Below are 17,953 nucleotides of genomic sequence, written 5' to 3'. Positions count from 1 at the left end.
CGGCCATGAGTCTGGAAAACCTGTCGTGCCAGAAGAGCTTCGGCGGCTGGCATAAACGCTACAAGCATCACTCCGATGTGCTCGGCTGTGACATGACCTTCGCCGTCTACCTGCCGCCGCAAGCCGAGCAGGGCGGCAGGCTGCCGGTGCTGTACTGGCTGTCCGGGTTGACCTGCACCGATGAGAATTTCATGCAGAAAGCCGGCGCCCAGCGCATGGCCGCCGAGTTGGGGCTGATCATCGTCGCACCCGACACCAGTCCCCGTGGGCCCGGTGTACCGGGCGACCCGGATAACGCCTGGGATTTTGGCCTGGGTGCAGGGTTCTACCTGAATGCCACCCAGGAGCCTTGGGCCAAGCACTATCGGATGCATGACTACGTGGTGCATGAATTGCCGGCATTGGTTGAAGCGCATTTCCCGGCTTCGGACAAACGCGGTATCAGCGGCCACTCCATGGGCGGCCACGGTGCGTTGGTGTGTGCCTTGCGCAACCCTGGGCGTTACCTGTCGGTGTCGGCGTTTTCTCCGATTAACAATCCGATGGATTGCCCATGGGGTCAGAAAGCTTTCTCGCGCTACCTCGGTGAAGAGCGTTCCAAGTGGCGTGAATGGGATGCCTGTGTGCTGATCAGCGAAGCCTCGGAAAAGCTGCCGTTGCTGGTGGATCAGGGCGACCGCGACGATTTCCTTGCCGTGCAGCTCAAGCCCGAAGCTTTGCAGCAAGCGGCCAAGGCGGCCAGCCATCCATTGGAACTGCGCCTGCAGCCCGGCTACGACCACAGCTACTTTTTTATCGCCAGCTTCATCGAAGACCATTTGCGACACCATGGTCGTGCTTTGCTCGGTTAATGTGAGGCAAAAGTAGGTAGAATCACGCCCTGAATTAAATCGGGGCGTTTTTTTATGCGTATTGGCCACGGCTACGATGTGCACCGTTTCGCTGAAGGCGATTTCATCACCTTGGGCGGCGTGCGCATTGCGCACCACCATGGGTTGCTGGCTCATTCCGACGGCGACGTTGTCTTGCATGCCTTGAGCGATGCCTTGCTCGGCGCGGCGGCGCTGGGCGATATCGGCAAGCACTTTCCGGATACCGATCCGACCTTCAAGGGCGCCGACAGCCGTGTCTTGCTGCGCCATGTGGTCGGCCTGATCCACGCCAAAGGCTGGAAGGTCGGCAACGTCGATAACACTATCGTGGCCCAGGCGCCGAAAATGGCCCCGCATATCGAATCCATGCGCGCACTGATTGCCGCAGACCTGCAAATTGAATTGGATCAAGTCAACGTGAAAGCCACCACCACCGAAAAGCTCGGATTCACCGGTCGTGAAGAGGGCATTGCGGTGCACTCCGTCGCCTTGTTGCTGCGCGCATGAACGATCTGCAACTGCTGGGCCCGCGTGCCTATGGCGAGGCCCTGGGCAGCGCCGTCCTGAAGGCCACTGCTGAAGATTTCCAGGTTGACGAAGTGCTCGATATTCCGCTTACCGGCGAAGGCGAGCACCTGTGGTTGTGGGTTGAAAAGCGCGGGCTCAACACTGAGGAAGCCGCGCGGCGTATCGCCAAGGCTGCCGGCGTGCCGTTGCGCACGGTCAGCTATGCCGGGCTCAAGGATCGCCAGGCGTTGACCCGCCAGTGGTTCAGTGTGCAACTGCCGGGCAAGGCCGATCCGGACATGAGCGGGGCGGAGAACGACACCCTCAAGATCCTGAAAACCGCCCGCCACAAGCGCAAGCTGCAGCGTGGCGCACATTCGGCCAACGGCTTTACCTTGCGCCTGACCCAATTGGTCGGTGATACCGCTGCCATCGACGCACGGTTGCAACTGATTGCCCAGCACGGCATTCCCAACTATTTCGGCACCCAACGCTTTGGCCACAACGGTGGCAATGTCGTCGACGCCCGTGAATGGGCTGCGCGCAAGGCTCTGCCGGAGCAGCGCAACGTGCGTTCGCGGTTGTTGTCCACCGCGCGTAGTTTTCTCTTCAACAAAGTATTGGCGGCACGCGTTGCCGACGGTTCGTGGCAGCGCGCGCAAGTGGGTGATCTGCTGGCGTTTACCGACAGCCGCAGCTTTTTTCCGGCGGGGGAGGCAGAGTGCAGCGACCCGCGCCTGGCGATCCTGGACCTGCATCCCACCGGCCCGCAGTGGGGCGAGGGTGATTCTCCGGCGACGGGCGCCACATTTGAGTTGGAACAGGCGGTTGCCGAGGGTGAAGCCGACCTGCGTGATTGGCTGGTGAATGCCGGCATGAGCCAGGAACGTCGCATTCTTCGACTGCCCATTGGCGGGTTGACGTGGCATTATCCCGGGCCTGACATTCTGCAATTGGAATTCGTCCTGCCGGCCGGATGCTTCGCCACTGTCTTGGTGCGCGAGCTTGTTGATCTGGTGCCGGTGGGGCAGACGGACAGCCCATGCGTATTCTGATATCAAACGATGACGGTGCCACCGCACCCGGTCTTGCCGCGCTCTATGCTGCGCTGGAAGATTACGCCGAGTGCGTGGTGGTCGCCCCCGACCAGGACAAGAGTGGCGCCAGCAGTTCGCTGACGCTCGACCGTCCGCTGCACCCGCAGGTTCTGGCCAATGGCTTTATCAGTGTGAACGGCACCCCCACCGACTGCGTGCACCTGGCGATCAACAGCCTGTTGGATCAGGAGCCGGACCTTGTGGTGTCGGGTATCAACCTCGGCGCCAACCTGGGCGACGATGTGCTGTATTCCGGCACCGTGGCGGCGGCCCTTGAAGGGCGCTTCCTCGGTCGGACCTCGTTCGCGTTTTCGTTGGCATCGCGCCAACTGGACAACCTGCCCACCGCCGCCTATTTCGCCCGCAAGCTGGTAGAGGCCCATGGCTCCCTGGACCTGCCGCCGCGCACGGTGCTCAACGTCAACATTCCCAACTTGCCCCTCGACCATATTCGCGGCATCCAGTTGACCCGCCTGGGCCATCGCGCCCGTGCGGCAGCGCCGTTGAAGGTGGTCGACCCGCGTGGCAAGGAAGGCTATTGGATTGCTGCAGCGGGCGATGCCGAAGACGGTGGTCCAGGCACAGACTTTCACGCGGTGATGCAAGGCTATGTGTCAATTACCCCGTTGCAACTTGATCGCACCTTCAGTGATGCCTTCAGTAGTCTCGATGGCTGGCTGGAGGGGCTGCGCTGATGGCTCGTGAACAAGACGACCTGCTGCGTCGGGGCATCGGGATGACGTCCCAGCGCACCCGTGAGCGTTTGATCCAGCGCCTGTACGAAGAGGGCCTTTCCAACGCCCAGGTGTTGGAAGTGATCCGGCGTACGCCTCGCCATCTGTTTGTCGATGAGGCCCTGGCCCATCGCGCCTATGAAGACACGGCATTGCCCATCGGCCATAACCAGACCATCTCCCAGCCTTATATGGTTGCGCGCATGAGTGAGCTGCTGCTGGCGGCGGGGCCGTTGGACAAGGTGCTGGAGATCGGCACCGGTTCCGGCTACCAGACGGCCGTGCTGTCGCAACTGGTGGAGCGGGTGTTCTCGGTGGAGCGCATCAAGGTGCTGCAGGATCGCGCCAAGGAGCGCCTGGTGGAGCTGAACCTGCGCAACGTGGTATTCCGCTGGGGTGATGGCTGGGAAGGTTGGCCGGCACTGGCGCCTTACAACGGAATTATCGTCACTGCCGTGGCCACTGATGTTCCGCAAGCGTTGCTCGACCAGTTGGCCCCGGGCGGGCGCCTGGTCATCCCGGTGGGCTCCGGTGAAGTGCAACAATTGATGCTTATTGTCCGTGAGGAAGACGGTTTTTCCCGCCATGTACTGGGGGCCGTACGCTTTGTTCCGTTGCTCAACGGCCCGCTGGCCTGATCATTTTTTGCGGGCAGTGAATTCTGTTGGTGTGGATGTGTCTTACGGCGGGGTCTATCAAATCAACATGCCGGGCAGATCGATTAAACGTGCTGAATGATTCGTTTCAGTCGTTTGCCGGTAAAACTTCAATGCCCAGTTATACTTGCGTCATATTTCAAGCCTGATACAGGCGTTCATGTTCAGCCACCACAAAGGGAGCGGCGGGTGAGTCTCACAGGTCTTGCGCAGCGTATGAGTAAAACAAGTTTTCAGCGACTGGTGCTTGGCCTTGTCTTTGGTTCCCTTCTGGTAGGGTGTTCCAGCTCGCCAAGCAGCGGTGCGCGGGTCGTTGACCGCAATAACGCCGCGCCGCAAAAGCCGACGGTGACCACCGGGCAATATGTGGTGCGAAAAGGCGACACGCTGTTCTCGATCGCCTTCCGTTATGGCTGGGACTACAAAGCGCTCGCAGCCCGTAACAACATTCCTGTGCCTTACACCATACATCCGGGTCAGACGATTCGCTTTGACGGTCGTACCGGGACTGTTCCTACGGCAGTTGTGACAAACACCGGATCTTCGCCGTCGTCTTCGAGCAAAACCACCATCATTACCCGGCCTGCGGGTACGGCTTCGCCGAGTGTCGCGAACAAGCCGGCACCTGCGCCGTTGCCACCTGCCGGGCCGGCTCCGACCGGCTGGGGATGGCCCTCAAACGGAGTATTGATTGGAAAATTCTCTTCAAACGGTAGTTTGAATAAAGGCATTGATATCGCCGGGGATTTGGGACAGCCTGTTTTGGCTGCGTCTGATGGGACGGTGGTGTACGCCGGGAGTGGTTTACGGGGCTACGGCGAGCTGGTCATCATCAAACACAGCGATACCTACGTCAGTGCTTACGGCCACAACCGTAGGCTGTTGGTTCGGGAGGGGCAGCAGGTCAAAGTCGGACAGACAATTGCCGAAATGGGGTCAACTGGTACAGACCGGGTGAAACTGCACTTTGAGATTCGCCGTCAAGGGAAGCCTGTAGATCCACTGCAATTCCTACCCCGTCGTTGATGTGTTGCACAGCCTGTTCCTCACGTAGAAGGAACAGGCTCCAGCGCTGCCAAGGATAAAGGCGTCGCTTGAGCTTGAGGTCGAACTCACCAAAGGACTATAACAATGGCTCTCAGTAAAGAAGCGCCGGAGTTTGACATCGACGATGAGGTTCTCCTTATGGAGACCGGTATCGCTATGGAATCGATGTCGAATGAGGGACCTGCAACACCTTCAGTTCGCACCAAATCCAAGAACTCCACTGCGTTAAAGCAACACAAATACATTGATTACACGCGGGCGCTCGATGCGACCCAGCTGTACCTCAATGAAATCGGCTTTTCCCCTCTGCTGACTCCCGAAGAAGAAGTCCATTTTGCGCGATTGTCGCAAAAGGGCGATCCGGCTGGGCGCAAGCGCATGATTGAAAGCAACCTGCGCCTGGTGGTGAAAATCGCCCGACGCTACGTCAATCGTGGGCTGTCCCTGTTGGACTTGATCGAGGAGGGCAACCTGGGCTTGATCCGGGCGGTGGAGAAGTTCGACCCTGAGCGCGGCTTCCGCTTCTCTACCTATGCCACCTGGTGGATTCGCCAGACCATCGAACGGGCGATCATGAATCAGACCCGCACGATCCGGTTGCCGATCCATGTGGTCAAGGAGCTCAACGTCTACCTGCGGGCTGCACGTGAGCTCACTCAAAAACTCGATCATGAACCCTCGCCCGAAGAAATCGCCAACCTGCTGGAAAAACCGGTAGGGGAGGTCAAGCGTATGCTTGGTCTTAACGAGCGTGTGTCTTCGGTCGACGTCTCGCTGGGTCCGGATTCGGATAAAACCCTGCTGGACACCCTGACGGATGATCGTCCTACCGATCCTTGCGAGCTGCTGCAGGACGATGATCTTTCCCAAAGTATTGACCAGTGGCTGTCGGAGCTCACGGACAAGCAGCGTGAGGTGGTGATTCGCCGCTTCGGCCTGCGTGGCCATGAGAGCAGCACGCTGGAGGATGTAGGCCTGGAGATCGGCCTGACCCGTGAGCGGGTGCGGCAGATCCAGGTGGAAGGCCTCAAGCGCTTGCGCGAGATCCTGGAGAAGAATGGCTTGTCGAGTGAGTCGTTGTTTCAATAACGACACAGCTTGAATGCTTGAATGTGGGAGGGGGCTTGCCCCCGATGGCGATGGGTCAGTCGATACATCCAGTGACTGAACTACTACCACCGGGGGCAAGCTCCCTCCCACATTTTTTGCGCGTTGCATTTTATTCATGCATGCCCAAATTCCAGGCATAAAAAAACCCCGCTTTTAAGGGCGGGGTCTTTTCGACTAAGTCAGTACAAGTTAGATAACTTGAACTTCTTCAGCTTGCATGCCTTTCTGACCGCGGGTAGCGATGAAAGAAACCTGTTGGCCTTCTTTCAGGCTTTTGAAGCCGTCGGATTGGATAGCTTTGAAGTGAACGAACAGGTCGTCACCGGATTGTGGTGTGATGAAGCCGAAGCCTTTTTCATCGTTGAACCACTTAACGGTACCAGTTTGGCGATTAGACATGGTGTATCTCCTTGGACAAAGTTAACTGCGACTCAGGAAAAGCCCTGGCCGAGACTGAGTGCAAAGAGCAGGAAAAATTCTTGGAGATGGTTGGATCGAAATTCAACATATCGTGTAGAGATTCTCAGTGACACAAGCAGCACAGTGGCGCCACCTTAACCCTTTTTCCGGGACGTGCCAATGGTATTTCCGAAGGTTTCTCTATTTTCGTGACTGGCGGTGGTATTTACAGACACCGGTTGCGGCAATACGGAGCCCGGCCCCGCTGGCTGCGCCTTATAGCAGCCGGCGCATTCATCAAGAAAAGACCCACGCCCTTTGAACCCCAACGCCGGCCCCGGTAAGATGCCACACAGAATTTTTCCACCTCGCTATTCAGGACACCCGCCATGAGCATCAAATCGGACAAGTGGATTCGCCGCATGGCGCAAGAGCACGGCATGATCGAACCGTTCGTTGAGCGCCAGATTCGTGGCGAAGGCGATGACCGCGTGATCTCGTACGGCGTTTCCAGCTATGGCTACGATGTGCGTTGCGCCGATGAATTCAAGGTGTTCACCAACATCAACTCGGCAATTGTCGATCCGAAGAACTTCGACGAAAAGAGCTTCGTCGACGTGAAAAGCGACGTGTGCATTATCCCGCCAAACTCCTTTGCCCTGGCACGCACCGTGGAATTCTTCCGCATCCCCCGCGACGTGCTGACTATCTGCCTGGGTAAAAGCACTTACGCGCGCTGCGGCATTATCGTCAACGTGACGCCGCTTGAGCCTGAGTGGGAAGGCCACGTGACCCTGGAGTTCTCCAACACCACCACCCTGCCTGCGAAAATCTACGCCAACGAAGGCGTGGCGCAGATGCTGTTCCTGCAGTCTGACGAGGCCTGTGAAGTGTCCTACAAAGACCGCGCCGGCAAGTACCAGGGCCAGCGTGGCGTCACCCTTCCACGCGCTTGATCGAAAGGTCCTATGCGTAAAGGGAATTAGTCCGCAGAAAGTGACTCTATTGGGTGTACTGCCTCGGTGCGTGCAAAACGCGCCGAGCCACGCTTGAGGAGTGCCCTATGAAGATTGACCCGCGAATCAGCGCAGAACTTGCCCGGCTTGAACCCAACCAGATTGGCGTTCTGGCCTGGTCCCTGATGGCCGATCCCGCCTATGCGGGCGGCATCCCCGGCCAGCCCGATGAAGATTGGCCGCAGCAGCCCACCGAACCCGGTGAGCCAACCCTGCCGGACGAGCCACCTCCCGCGCCGGTCGCCTGATACCCGCAAGGCCGGTCAGCCCACCTGCCACACCTGGTGATCGCCGATGACGAAGATTCGGCGTTCATTGTCCTGATCGACTGCATACCCCCCGGTAAACGCCCCAAACGCCGGCAGCAGACTGACGCGCGTGCCGAGCTGAAAGCACGGCAGGCGCAGGCTCTGCCGGCCCTTGCCGCGCAAGCGATACACGGGGTGCACATGCCCCGCCAGCACATGGTGGCTGGCATGGGCATGCGGTTCGTGTTGCAGGGCGAAAGGGCCCATCAGCAGTGGCTCCGGAACCACTTCGATCCTCAAGTCAGCCGGTGGGTCGCCCGCGCGTTTATCGTGATTACCGCGAATCAAGGTCATCGACAGGTCGCAATGGCGCGCTCGCCAAGCCCTCAAGGCGTTGAGGGTGCCGCTGGCATGGGAACCGGGCCCGTGGAGGAAGTCGCCGAGAAAGATCACCTGGGCGCACGGTACGGCTGCCAACAGCCGATCCAGGCGCTGCAGGTTTTCGGTGGTGGTGCCTTGCGGTACCGGCTGGCCCAGGCTGCGATAGGCCGATGCCTTGCCAAAGTGTGCATCGGCGATCAGCAGGCACTGGCGCGCGGGCCAGTAGACTGCCTTATCCGCCAGCAGCCACAGCTCTTCGCCCTCAATCGTCACTGAGCAGACCATCAGCGTTTCCCGTTATCAGCGACTTTTTCCAAGTCCTTGACCATCCGCGTAATGCGTTCCGAGAGTTTTTCCGAACTCATACTTTCGCGCATCCGTTCCACCAGCAGCGGGAAGGCCAGGGGCGTAGGACGTTCGATCACATGCAAGTCCAGTGTCAGCGCCGAGAGGCGAAGTAAAGTCTCTTCCAGCCGACGAATATCCAATTCGTCGCGCAGGACTTCTTCCCCTGCCTGGGTCAGCAACAGGTTCTGCGGGTCATATTGCTTGAACACCTCAAAGAACAACCCGCTGGATGCCTGCACCTGGCGGGTGCTTTTTGGCGCGCCAGGGTAGCCGGCAAACACCAGCCCGGAGATCCGCGCAATCTCACGAAAGCGGCGCAGGGCCAGCTCTCCGGCGTTGAGGCTGGCTGCCACGTCTGCCAGCAACTGCTTCGGGCTCAGTAGCGCCTTATTCAGTAAGCGTGGCCAATCCACCTCGGTGGCGCTGAGCAATTCCAAGCCGTAATCGTTGACGGCAATCGAGAACGTCACAGGCTGCTGCTGGCTGACCCGCCACGCCAACAGACTCGCCAACCCCAGGTGCACCTGGCGGCCGGCAAACGGGTAGAGGAACAGGTGCCAGCCCTCCCGCGATTTCAAGGCTTCGGCCAACAAGTGCGCGCGCGTCGGCAAGCCGGACCAGCGCAGTTGCGTCTGCAACAGCGGTTGCACGGCCTGCATTTCCGGGCCCTCGTAGCGCCCCTGCGCCGCCGCATCGAAGCGCTCCACCACGGCTTGGGCCAACTCGTTGGAAAGGGGCATGCGCCCGCCATTCCAGCGCGGCACGGCGGCTTTTTTCGCGCTGCTGCGGCGCACATAGGCGGTCATGTTTTCCACCCGCACCAACTCCAGCAACCGCCCGGCAAACAAGAACCCATCACCCGGCTTGAGCCGTGCAATAAAACCTTCCTCAACACTGCCCAGGTTCCTGCCGCCGCCGCCCTTACTCCAGAATTTCAGCTGGATGCTGGCATCGCTGACGATGGTGCCCACGCTCATCCGATGGCGGCGCGCAAGCCGGGCATCGGGGACGCGCCAGATGCCGTGCTCGTCTGGCTCGACGCGGCGGTAATCCGGGTAAGCGCTCAGCGACAAGCCACCGTGGCGTACAAAGCCTAGGGCCCAGTCCCAATCGGCCTCGGTGAGATCACGATAGGCCCAGGCACCACGCACCTCCGCCAGCAGCGCCTGCGGCGTAAAGCCACCGCCGAGGGCCATGCTCACCAAATGTTGTACGAGCACATCCAATGGCTTGTGGGGCGATTCGCGGGCTTCGATACGCCGCTCTGCAATGGCGTCCTGGGCCGCAGCGGCTTCCACCAGTTCCAGGCTGTGGGTCGGCACCAGGGTCACCCGCGACGGCCGTCCGGGTGCATGCCCCGAGCGCCCGGCGCGTTGCATCAGCCTCGCCACACCTTTGGCCGAGCCGATTTGCAGCACGCGCTCCACCGGCAGAAAATCCACCCCCAGGTCCAGGCTGGAGGTGCATACCACTGCCTTGAGCTGACCGTCTTTCAATGCCCGCTCCACCCAGTCGCGTGTCTCGCGGGACAGCGAACCATGGTGCAGGGCAATCACCCCGGCCCAATCGGGTCGGGCATCGAGCAATGCCTGATACCAGATTTCCGACTGCGCCCGCGTGTTGGTAAACACCAGGCAACTGCTGCTGGCGTCGACCTCGGCCACCACCTGCGGCAGCATCTTCAAGCCGATATGCCCGGCCCACGGAAACCGCTCGGCGACGGGCGGCAGCAAGGTGTCGACTTTCAGTTGCTTGGCCGTTTGCCCCTGCACATTGATCCCGTTTCCTTGTGGGACAAGCACCTCCAAGGCGTGGGACTGGTTACCAAGGGTGGCCGAAATGCCCCACACCATCAGTTCGGGATGCCAGCGTCGCAGCCGCGCCAACGCCAGTTGCAATTGCACGCCGCGCTTGTTGCCGATCAGTTCATGCCATTCATCCACCACCACCATGCGCAGGTGCGCCAGACTCGTTTCGCTGTCGGCGCGGGCGAGCATCAGGGTCAGGCTTTCCGGGGTGGTGACCAGCGCGGTGGGCTGGCGTCGGGTTTGCCGGGCACGCTCGCTGCTGCTGGTATCGCCGGTGCGCAGGCCGACGCTCCAGGGAATCTGCAAGGCTTCAAGCGGCGCTTCGAGGGCGCGTGCGGTGTCAGCGGCCAACGCACGCATGGGCGTGATCCACAGCACGGTCAGTGGCTCAGCCGGCGGTTTGCGTTTACCGGTGGCGGGCTGGCGGGTGATCGCGAAACGATTGAGGGCGGCAAACCACAGGGCGTAGGTTTTGCCGGCACCGGTGCTGGCGTGCAGCAAGCCCGACTGGCCGTCCTTGACCGCCGTCCAGACGTCTTTCTGGAAGGCGAACGGCTTCCAGCCTTTGGCGGCAAACCACTGTTTGGCGAAGTCGAGGGGTTTTGCCATGCGGCAGCGAACGCTCTGGAGGGCCTATTCCACAGACCCTCCAGGCGTCGCAAAGGTTTACTTCAAATTGCCGCTCAGGAACTGTTGCAGGCGCTCGCTCTTCGGATTGCCGAGTACATCCTCAGGTGCGCCTTGTTCTTCCACCAAGCCCTTGTGCAGGAACAACACCTGGCTGGATACCTTGCGCGCAAAGCTCATCTCGTGGGTGACCATGATCATGGTGCGGCCTTCCTCGGCCAGGCCCTGGATCACCTTCAACACTTCACCCACCAGCTCCGGGTCGAGGGCCGAGGTGGGTTCGTCGAACAGCATCACTTCCGGTTCCATGGCCAAGGCGCGGGCGATGGCCACCCGTTGCTGCTGGCCACCGGAGAGAAACGCCGGGTATTGGTCCGCTACGCGTGCCGGTAAACCCACCTTGTCCAGGTAGCGGCGGGCGCGGTCTTCGGCGTCCTTCTTGCTGCAACCCAGCACCCGGCGCGGGGCCATGGTGATGTTTTCCAGCACGCTCATATGGCTCCATAGGTTGAAGTGCTGGAACACCATCGCCAGCCGTGTGCGCAGGCGCTGCAGTTCGGCATCGTCGGCCACGCGCATGCCGTGGCGGTCGCTGACCATGCGGATCGGCTGGCCGTCGAGGGTCATGGCGCCGTCGTTGGGGGTTTCCAGGAAGTTGATGCAGCGCAAAAAGGTGCTCTTGCCCGAGCCGCTGGCGCCGATCAGGCTGATCACGTCACCGGTCTTGGCCTTGAGCGAGACACCTTTGAGCACCTCATTGTCGCCATAGCTTTTATGCAGGCCTTCAACGGTCAATTTGTACATGGGGCATGCATCCTCAAGGCGAAAGTAGATAGCCGCTGCGGTAGGCCTCGGTGCCGGCGACATGGCCGATGACCATCCCGGCAGTGGCCATGCGGCGCAGCGAACGCGCGTAAAGCAGGCCGGCCTTCTGGCAGTGCACAGGCGTTACGCGGTCGGTAATAGGGTCGATGATTTCGGCGATCAGCTGCCCGGCTTCCAGGTATTCACCGGGCAGGGCGCTGAACACCAGCAAGCCGCCCACCGGTGTAGCCACCGGTTCGACGCCCGCCAGCGGCGTAGCGGGGTAGGTGAGTGGCGGCAGCGGTGCTACGTCGCCGGCAATCGCGCCGAAGTGGATCAGGTAGTCGATGATTGCCTGGCAGTCGAGGGCGGCCAATCCATGGTTGACGTCGCCCTGGCCGCGCAACTCGACGGTCACCGAAAAGCTGCCCATGGGGATCGGGAAGCGTTCGCCGAAACGTTGCTGTAACTGCCACCACACCAAGGTGAAACACTCATCGAAGGATTGCCCGCCGGAGTCTGTTGCCAGCAGGTTGGCCTCCGAGCCGATATAGCGTGCCAGCGGTTCCACCTTCGGCCAGGCTTCGGGCGTGGTGTACAGGTGCGCCACGGCTTCGAAGTCGCAATGCAGGTCCAACACCATGTCGGCGTCGCAGGCCAGGCTTTGCAGCACCAGGCGTTGGGATTGCAACTGGGTCTCGGCGGTTTGCGCGGCCAGGGCGCGGATCAAGGCAGCGCGGATCAGGTCGACGTTGTGCAGTGGGTCATCGCCAAGCAAGTCCTCGACCTGATTGCCGACGGTTTCGCTGAGGTCAACAAACAGGCGATTGAAGTTCTGCCCGCTTTCCAGCTCGTAGCGGCCCAGGGGGATATCCATCAACACCTGTTCCAGGCCCACTGGGTTGGCGATGGGCACCAGCACGATCTCGGCGCGCAGGCGCCCGGCGGCTGCCAGCTCAGCCAGGCGCACCTTCAAGTGCCAGGCCACCAGCATGCCCGGCAGTTCATCGGCATGCAGCGACGACTGGATATAGACCTTGCCTGCGGCCCGCTCGGGACCGAAGTGAAAACTGTGAATCTGCCGCGCCGTGCCTGGCACCGGCGCGATCAGATCGTGTACCTGATGACGCATGGAGGCTCCTTAATGGCTTGGTCCGAGAAACGCCAGCCAGCGGCGCTCTGCCAGACGAAACAGACCGACCAGGGCGAAGGTCACGGTCAGGTAGATCAGCGCGGCGATGCCGAATGATTGAAACGTCATGAACGTGGCCGAGTTGGCGTCCCGCGCCACCTTGAGGATGTCTGGAATCGTCGCGGTAAACGCTACCGTGGTCGAGTGCAGCATCAAGATCACTTCGTTGCTGTAGTAGGGCAGCGAGCGGCGTAAGGCCGACGGCATGATCACGTAGGCGTACAACTTCCAGCCGCTTAAACCATAGGCCTTGGCGGCCTCGACTTCGCCGTGGGCCATGCTGCGGATGGACCCGGCGAAAATCTCCGTGGTGTAGGCGCAGGTGTTGAGCGCGAAGGCCAGGATCGTGCAGTTCATCGCATCGCGAAAGAACGCATCCAACACCGGTTGTTCACGCACGGCGGCAATGCTGTAGATGCCGGTGTAGCAGATCAGCAACTGTATATAGAGCGGCGTGCCACGAAACAGGTAGGTGTAGAACTGCACCGGCCAGCGTACCAGCGGGTTGCGCGATACACGGGCGATGGACAGCGGGATCGAGACCACAAAGCCAATGACCAGGGCGGCGCTGAGCAACCACAGGGTCATGGCCAGGCCGGTGATGTGCTGGCCGTCGCTATAAAGGAAAGGGCGCCAGTATTCCTGCAAGAGTTCGATCATCGCACCGCCTCCCGTGAGCCTGCGGAGTAGCGACGTTCAAGACGACGCAGGACAAAGTTGGACGCGCTGGTGATCAACAGGTAGATCAGCGCAGCGAGCACCAGGAAATAGAACAGTTGGTAGGTGCTTTTGCCGGCATCCTGGGCGGCCTTGACCAGGTCCGCCAGACCGATGATCGACACCAGGGCCGTGGCCTTGAGCATCACCATCCAGTTGTTGCCGATACCCGGCAGGGCAAAGCGCATCATCTGCGGGAAGGTCACGTAGCGAAAGCGTTGCCCGCGCTTGAGGCCATAGGCCGTGGCGGCTTCCAACTGGCCACGGGGGACGGCGAGGATCGCGCCGCGAAACGTCTCGGTGAAATAAGCACCGTAGATAAAGCCCAGGGTGATCACCCCGGCGCTGAATGGGTCGATCTCGATGTATTCCCATTCCATGAAGTCGGTCAGGCCGGTGAGCCAGGTTTGCAGGCTGTAGAAAATCAGCAGCATCAGCACCAGGTCAGGTACACCGCGAATCAGGGTGGTGTAGAGCTGGGCGGGGATGCGCAGGAAGGGCAGGCTGGAGAGCTTGGCGCTGGCGCCGAGCAGGCCCAGCAATACGCTGACGGCCAGGGACAGCACCGACAACTTGATGGTCATCCAGGTGCCTTGCAGCAACAACGGGCCGAAACCCTTCAAGCTGAGTGCGCTCAGCCCGAGGGTTTGCAACAGTTCTTCGAACATAAATCAGGACCTATGGCGATAAAAAAGCGCCCCTCCACAGGAGGGGCGCCCCAGGCATTATTTGCCGCTGTACAGGTTCAGATCGCCAAAGTGTTTCTTCTGGATGGTGGCGTAGGTGCCATCATCGTGTAACGCTTTGATACCTTTATCCAAAAGGGCCTTCAGTTCAGTGTTACCTTTTTTGATACCGATGGCGGTTTTCGATGGCAGCAATGGGTCATCGATGGCGGCGCTGACTTCATAGCCGGCACCGGCCGGGGACTTCAAGAAGCCCAGTTCGGCTTGCAGCATGTCCTGCACGGAAGCGTCGAGACGCCCGGAAGTCAGGTCAGCGTAAACCTGGTCCTGGTTGGCGTAGGCCTTGGTGGTCACACCGGCTTTATCCAGTACAGCCTTGGCGTAGGCTTCCTGGATGGTGCCTTGCTCATAACCCACGGATTTACCCTTGAGGGACTCTGGCGTCGAGTAACCCGCGCCTTTCTTGAACACCAGCGAGGTCGGGCCGGAGAACAGTTCGCTGGAGAAGTCGATGGCCTTTTCACGCACCGGGGTCACGGTCATGGACGAAATCACACCGTCGAACTTGTTGGCTTTGAGGCCTGGAATCATGCCGTCAAAGTCACTTTCGACCCACTTGCACTTCACTTTCAGTTCGGCGCAGATCGCATTGCCCAGGTCGATATCGAAGCCCACCAGGCTGCCGTCGGCCGCCTTGGATTCGAACGGCGCGTAGGACGGATCGACACCAAAACGCAGTTCCTTGTATTCCTTGGCCAGCGCGGTACCTGCGGCCATGCACAGAGCCAGTGCAGAAAGGGTCAGCAATGCTTTTTTCATTATTTAATCCCTGGAAACCAAGATAAGCGCTTGTGGCGCGTTTAGGACTGTTACTGAACGGTGTCAGACGGATCACAAGTAGCAATTTCTGCACCATAGTTCCGAATGAGCGTTTTAAAAGGTGGGACAAGGGAGTCCTGAGTGTAGGAGATGCCCGAAAGTGGGCACTGAAAATTGAGCGCACCATTTCGGAACATTTGCAGATCCACTTGTGGGGGAGGGCCGGTGTTCTGTGTCAGGCCAGTAAGTCCTGCAGGGTGGCAAGGTTATCCGCCTCATCCACCGCCTTGTCCTGGCGCCAACGCAACATCCGTGGGAACCGCACCGCAATCCCGCTCTTGTGTCGCTTGGACAGCGCAATGCCTTCAAACCCCAACTCAAACACCATGCTGGGCGTCACGCTGCTGACCGGACCGAATTTCTCCACGGTGGTCTTGCGTACGATGGCGTCGACCTTGCGCATTTCCTCATCGGTCAGCCCCGAATAGGCCTTGGCGAAGGGCACCAGCGTACGTTCGCTGCCGGGCGGGCCATCCCACACGGCAAAGGTGTAGTCGCTGTACAGGCTGGCGCGCCGACCATGGCCGCGCTGGGCATAGATCAATACCGCATCGACACTGAAGGGGTCGACTTTCCACTTCCACCACAGGCCCATGTCCTTGGTGCGGCCCACGCCGTAGAGGCCTTGTCGATTCTTGATCATCATGCCTTCCACGCCGAGGCTGCGAGACGCTTCGCGTTGTTCGGCCAACGCCTGCCAGGTCGCGCCCGTCAGCAGTGGCGAGGGCAGAAGCACAGGTTGGTTGCACTGGGCGATAACCTGTTCAAGCTGCGCGCGGCGTTCGGCCAGGGTGCGGTTACGCCAGTCGTCGCCCTGATGTTCCAGCAGGTCGTAGGCCAGTACGGCGACCGGTGCCTCGTCGAGCACCTTTTTGCTCAAGGTCTTGCGGCCGATTCGTTGTTGCAGCAGGGCAAAGGGTTGCACCGCGTCTTTCCAGACCACGATCTCGCCATCGATCACCGTGCCATCGGGCAGGCCACTGACCAGGCTGTGCAGTTCGGGAAAACGTTCGGTCACCAGCTCTTCGCCCCGCGACCAGACCCACAGCCGGCCTTCGCGCTTGACCAGTTGCGCGCGAATGCCGTCCCACTTCCATTCCACCTGCCAGTCGGCGGGGGCGCCGAGCAACGCGTCGAACTGCTCCACCGGCTGCGACAACCCGTGGGCCAGAAAAAACGGATAAGGCTGTCCACCTCGTTGCGCATGTTCGTCGGATGATTCGGCGGCGATCAGCTTGAGGTAGCCTTCGGCTGTCGGTCGGTTGGACAAATCGGTGTAGCCCACCAGCCGCTGGGCCACACGCTTGCTGTCGAGATCGGCCATGGTCGCGAGCGCGCGGGTGACCAGCAATTTGGACACGCCGACGCGAAAGCTGCCGGTGATCAACTTGATGCACACCATCAGGCTCGGCTGGTCCAGTTGCGCCCATAACGCCGGCAACCGTTCGGCCAGGTCCAGGGGCGACAGGCCACGCAGCGGCAGGAGTTTTTCTTCCAGCCATACGGCCAGGCCGTCCTCGGAGGTGTAGGTGGATTCTGGCAGGAGCAGGGAAATCGTCTCGGCCAGGTCGCCTACAGACTGGTAGCTTTCTTCGAACAGCCACGGCTCGATGCCGGACGCTTCGGTGGCCATGTCTCGCAGCAGGCGCGTGGGCACCAATTGCCGGGGGCGCCCGCCAGACAGGAAATACACCGCCCAGGCGGCGTCTTCCGGGGGCGCTTGCAGGAAGTAGGCTTGCAGGGCCGCGAGCTTGGCATTACTGGAGGTAGTGGCGTCGAGGTTGGCGTACAGCTCGGCGAAAGCTTTCATGCCGTAGCCTCTTCTTCGTCATCGCCGTATTCAGTGGTGAAGCCTTGGGCATCCAAGCCTTTTTCCCGCAGATGGCGCACCAATACGCCGACAGAACCGTGGGTGACCATCACCCGCTCGGCACCGGTTTGCTCAATGGCCCACAGCAGCCCGGGCCAGTCGGCATGGTCCGACAGCACGAAACCTCGGTCCACCCCACGCCGCCGCCGGGTGCCGCGCAGGCGCATCCAGCCGCTGGCGAAGGCGTCGCTGTAATCGCCGAAGCGCTTGATCCAACTGCTGCCACCAGCGGACGGCGGGGCGATGATCAGGGCCTGGCGCAGCAGCGCGTCGGTCTTTTTGAAATCACCGGCGTAGAGGGTTTCGGGGATGTAGATGCCGGCCTCGCGGTACACCCGGTTCAACGGCTCGACGGCGCCGTGGCTGAGGATAGGACCGATGCTGGCGTCGATGCCATGCAGGATGCGCTGGGCTTTGCCGAAGGAGTAACAGAACAACACGCTGGCTTTTCCGGCGGCGATATTGGCCTGCCACCAGTCGTTGATCCCGGCAAAGATCTGCGCCTGGGGCTGCCAGCGGTAGATCGGCAGGCCGAAGGTGGATTCGGTGATAAAGGTATGGCAACGCACCGGTTCGAAAGGCGCGCAGGTGCCGTCGGGTTCCACTTTGTAGTCACCGGACGCCACCCAGACTTCGCCCTGGTATTCCAGGCGCACTTGGGCCGAGCCGAGTACATGCCCGGCTGGGTGAAAGCTCAGGGTCACGCCGTGGCGGACGAGTTTTTCGCCGTAGGCCAGGGTTTGCAGGTTGATGTCCTGGCCCAGGCGCGAGCGCAGGATGCCTTCGCCGGGGGCGGCGGCCAGGTAGTGCTGGTTACCGCTGCGGGCGTGGTCGCCGTGGGCGTGGGTGATGACCGAGCGTTCCACCGGGCGCCAGGGATCGATGTAGAAATCTCCGGCGGGGCAGTAGAGGCCTTCCGGCCGGGCGATGACAAGGTCCATGGGGTGACCGGGGC

At 60.7% G+C, this 17,953-nt stretch carries 19 protein-coding genes; 9 read left to right on the top strand and 10 right to left on the bottom strand.

Annotated elements, in window-relative coordinates:
- The first annotated feature begins 5 nt into the window (after positions 1–5).
- From fghA to rpoS, 7 genes are all read left to right on the top strand, one after another.
- Positions 6–851 (top strand): S-formylglutathione hydrolase, encoded by an 846-nt coding sequence (fghA, locus tag AD670_RS21865; protein ID WP_053137209.1) that lies wholly within the window; start codon positions 6–8, stop codon positions 849–851.
- A 54-nt stretch (positions 852–905) separates the two neighbouring features.
- On the top strand, positions 906–1,379 hold the full coding sequence (gene ispF / locus AD670_RS21860; protein ID WP_012722614.1) for a 2-C-methyl-D-erythritol 2,4-cyclodiphosphate synthase: 474 nt from the start codon (positions 906–908) through the stop codon (positions 1,377–1,379).
- Positions 1,376–2,434: a tRNA pseudouridine(13) synthase TruD gene (truD, locus tag AD670_RS21855; RefSeq protein ID WP_053137206.1), complete on the top strand. Its 1,059-nt coding sequence runs from the start codon at positions 1,376–1,378 to the stop codon at positions 2,432–2,434. The genes ispF and truD overlap by 4 nt, the downstream gene beginning before the upstream one ends.
- On the top strand, positions 2,422–3,171 hold the full coding sequence (gene surE, locus AD670_RS21850) for a 5'/3'-nucleotidase SurE (RefSeq protein ID WP_053137202.1): 750 nt from the start codon (positions 2,422–2,424) through the stop codon (positions 3,169–3,171). The genes truD and surE overlap by 13 nt, the downstream gene beginning before the upstream one ends.
- A gap of 41 nt (positions 3,172–3,212) precedes the next feature.
- On the top strand, positions 3,213–3,848 hold the full coding sequence (locus AD670_RS21845; protein WP_172681516.1) for a protein-L-isoaspartate(D-aspartate) O-methyltransferase: 636 nt from the start codon (positions 3,213–3,215) through the stop codon (positions 3,846–3,848).
- Between the two features lie 207 nt (positions 3,849–4,055).
- Entirely contained in the window at positions 4,056–4,892 is an 837-nt protein-coding gene (locus tag AD670_RS21840; protein WP_053137196.1) for a peptidoglycan DD-metalloendopeptidase family protein, read from the top strand.
- Between the two features lie 105 nt (positions 4,893–4,997).
- Positions 4,998–6,002 (top strand): RNA polymerase sigma factor RpoS, encoded by a 1,005-nt coding sequence (gene rpoS / locus AD670_RS21835; RefSeq protein ID WP_032891629.1) that lies wholly within the window; start codon positions 4,998–5,000, stop codon positions 6,000–6,002.
- A 210-nt stretch (positions 6,003–6,212) separates the two neighbouring features.
- On the opposite strand, the gene AD670_RS21830 is transcribed toward rpoS, so the two are convergent.
- On the bottom strand, positions 6,213–6,422 hold the full coding sequence (locus AD670_RS21830) for a cold-shock protein (protein ID WP_002554837.1): 210 nt from the start codon (positions 6,420–6,422) through the stop codon (positions 6,213–6,215).
- A gap of 389 nt (positions 6,423–6,811) precedes the next feature.
- Between AD670_RS21830 and dcd the strand changes: the two genes are divergently transcribed.
- Together dcd and AD670_RS21820 are read left to right on the top strand one after the other, a co-directional pair.
- On the top strand, positions 6,812–7,378 hold the full coding sequence (dcd, locus tag AD670_RS21825; RefSeq protein WP_003172320.1) for a dCTP deaminase: 567 nt from the start codon (positions 6,812–6,814) through the stop codon (positions 7,376–7,378).
- A gap of 107 nt (positions 7,379–7,485) precedes the next feature.
- Positions 7,486–7,686: a hypothetical protein gene (locus AD670_RS21820; RefSeq protein ID WP_027604457.1), complete on the top strand. Its 201-nt coding sequence runs from the start codon at positions 7,486–7,488 to the stop codon at positions 7,684–7,686.
- A 15-nt stretch (positions 7,687–7,701) separates the two neighbouring features.
- On the opposite strand, the gene pdeM is transcribed toward AD670_RS21820, so the two are convergent.
- From pdeM to AD670_RS21775, 9 genes are all read right to left on the bottom strand, one after another.
- Positions 7,702–8,352 carry a ligase-associated DNA damage response endonuclease PdeM gene (gene pdeM / locus AD670_RS21815; RefSeq protein ID WP_053137192.1) on the bottom strand — a complete coding sequence of 217 codons (651 nt, stop codon included), beginning with the start codon at positions 8,350–8,352 and terminating at the stop codon, positions 7,702–7,704.
- Entirely contained in the window at positions 8,352–10,832 is a 2,481-nt protein-coding gene (locus AD670_RS21810; protein ID WP_053137189.1) for a ligase-associated DNA damage response DEXH box helicase, read from the bottom strand. The genes pdeM and AD670_RS21810 overlap by 1 nt, the downstream gene beginning before the upstream one ends.
- Before the next feature lie 57 nt (positions 10,833–10,889).
- The gene (locus tag AD670_RS21805; RefSeq protein ID WP_012722621.1) at positions 10,890–11,654 is read right to left on the bottom strand and encodes an ABC transporter ATP-binding protein; all 765 of its coding nucleotides are present in this window, start codon (positions 11,652–11,654) and stop codon (positions 10,890–10,892) included.
- Between the two features lie 13 nt (positions 11,655–11,667).
- Positions 11,668–12,786: a succinylglutamate desuccinylase/aspartoacylase family protein gene (locus tag AD670_RS21800; protein ID WP_053137186.1), complete on the bottom strand. Its 1,119-nt coding sequence runs from the start codon at positions 12,784–12,786 to the stop codon at positions 11,668–11,670.
- A 9-nt stretch (positions 12,787–12,795) separates the two neighbouring features.
- Positions 12,796–13,506, bottom strand: coding sequence for an ABC transporter permease (locus AD670_RS21795; protein ID WP_053137183.1), 711 nt, complete (start codon positions 13,504–13,506; stop codon positions 12,796–12,798).
- Entirely contained in the window at positions 13,503–14,231 is a 729-nt protein-coding gene (locus tag AD670_RS21790; RefSeq protein WP_053137181.1) for an ABC transporter permease, read from the bottom strand. Before AD670_RS21790 ends, AD670_RS21795 begins: the two co-directional genes overlap by 4 nt.
- 57 nt (positions 14,232–14,288) lie before the next feature.
- On the bottom strand, positions 14,289–15,068 hold the full coding sequence (locus AD670_RS21785) for a transporter substrate-binding domain-containing protein (RefSeq protein ID WP_027604451.1): 780 nt from the start codon (positions 15,066–15,068) through the stop codon (positions 14,289–14,291).
- 235 nt (positions 15,069–15,303) lie between these two features.
- On the bottom strand, positions 15,304–16,938 hold the full coding sequence (locus tag AD670_RS21780; protein ID WP_053137177.1) for an ATP-dependent DNA ligase: 1,635 nt from the start codon (positions 16,936–16,938) through the stop codon (positions 15,304–15,306).
- Positions 16,935–17,939: a ligase-associated DNA damage response exonuclease gene (locus AD670_RS21775; protein ID WP_053137174.1), complete on the bottom strand. Its 1,005-nt coding sequence runs from the start codon at positions 17,937–17,939 to the stop codon at positions 16,935–16,937. Before AD670_RS21775 ends, AD670_RS21780 begins: the two co-directional genes overlap by 4 nt.
- Positions 17,940–17,953: the final 14 nt, after the last annotated feature.

Origin of the sequence: Pseudomonas sp. MIACH, from assembly GCF_001269925.1 — a bacterium.
Lineage (GTDB): Bacteria > Pseudomonadota > Gammaproteobacteria > Pseudomonadales > Pseudomonadaceae > Aquipseudomonas.
Note: the sequence above shows the minus strand (reverse complement) of the source record. Positions and strands in the feature narration are given on the sequence as shown.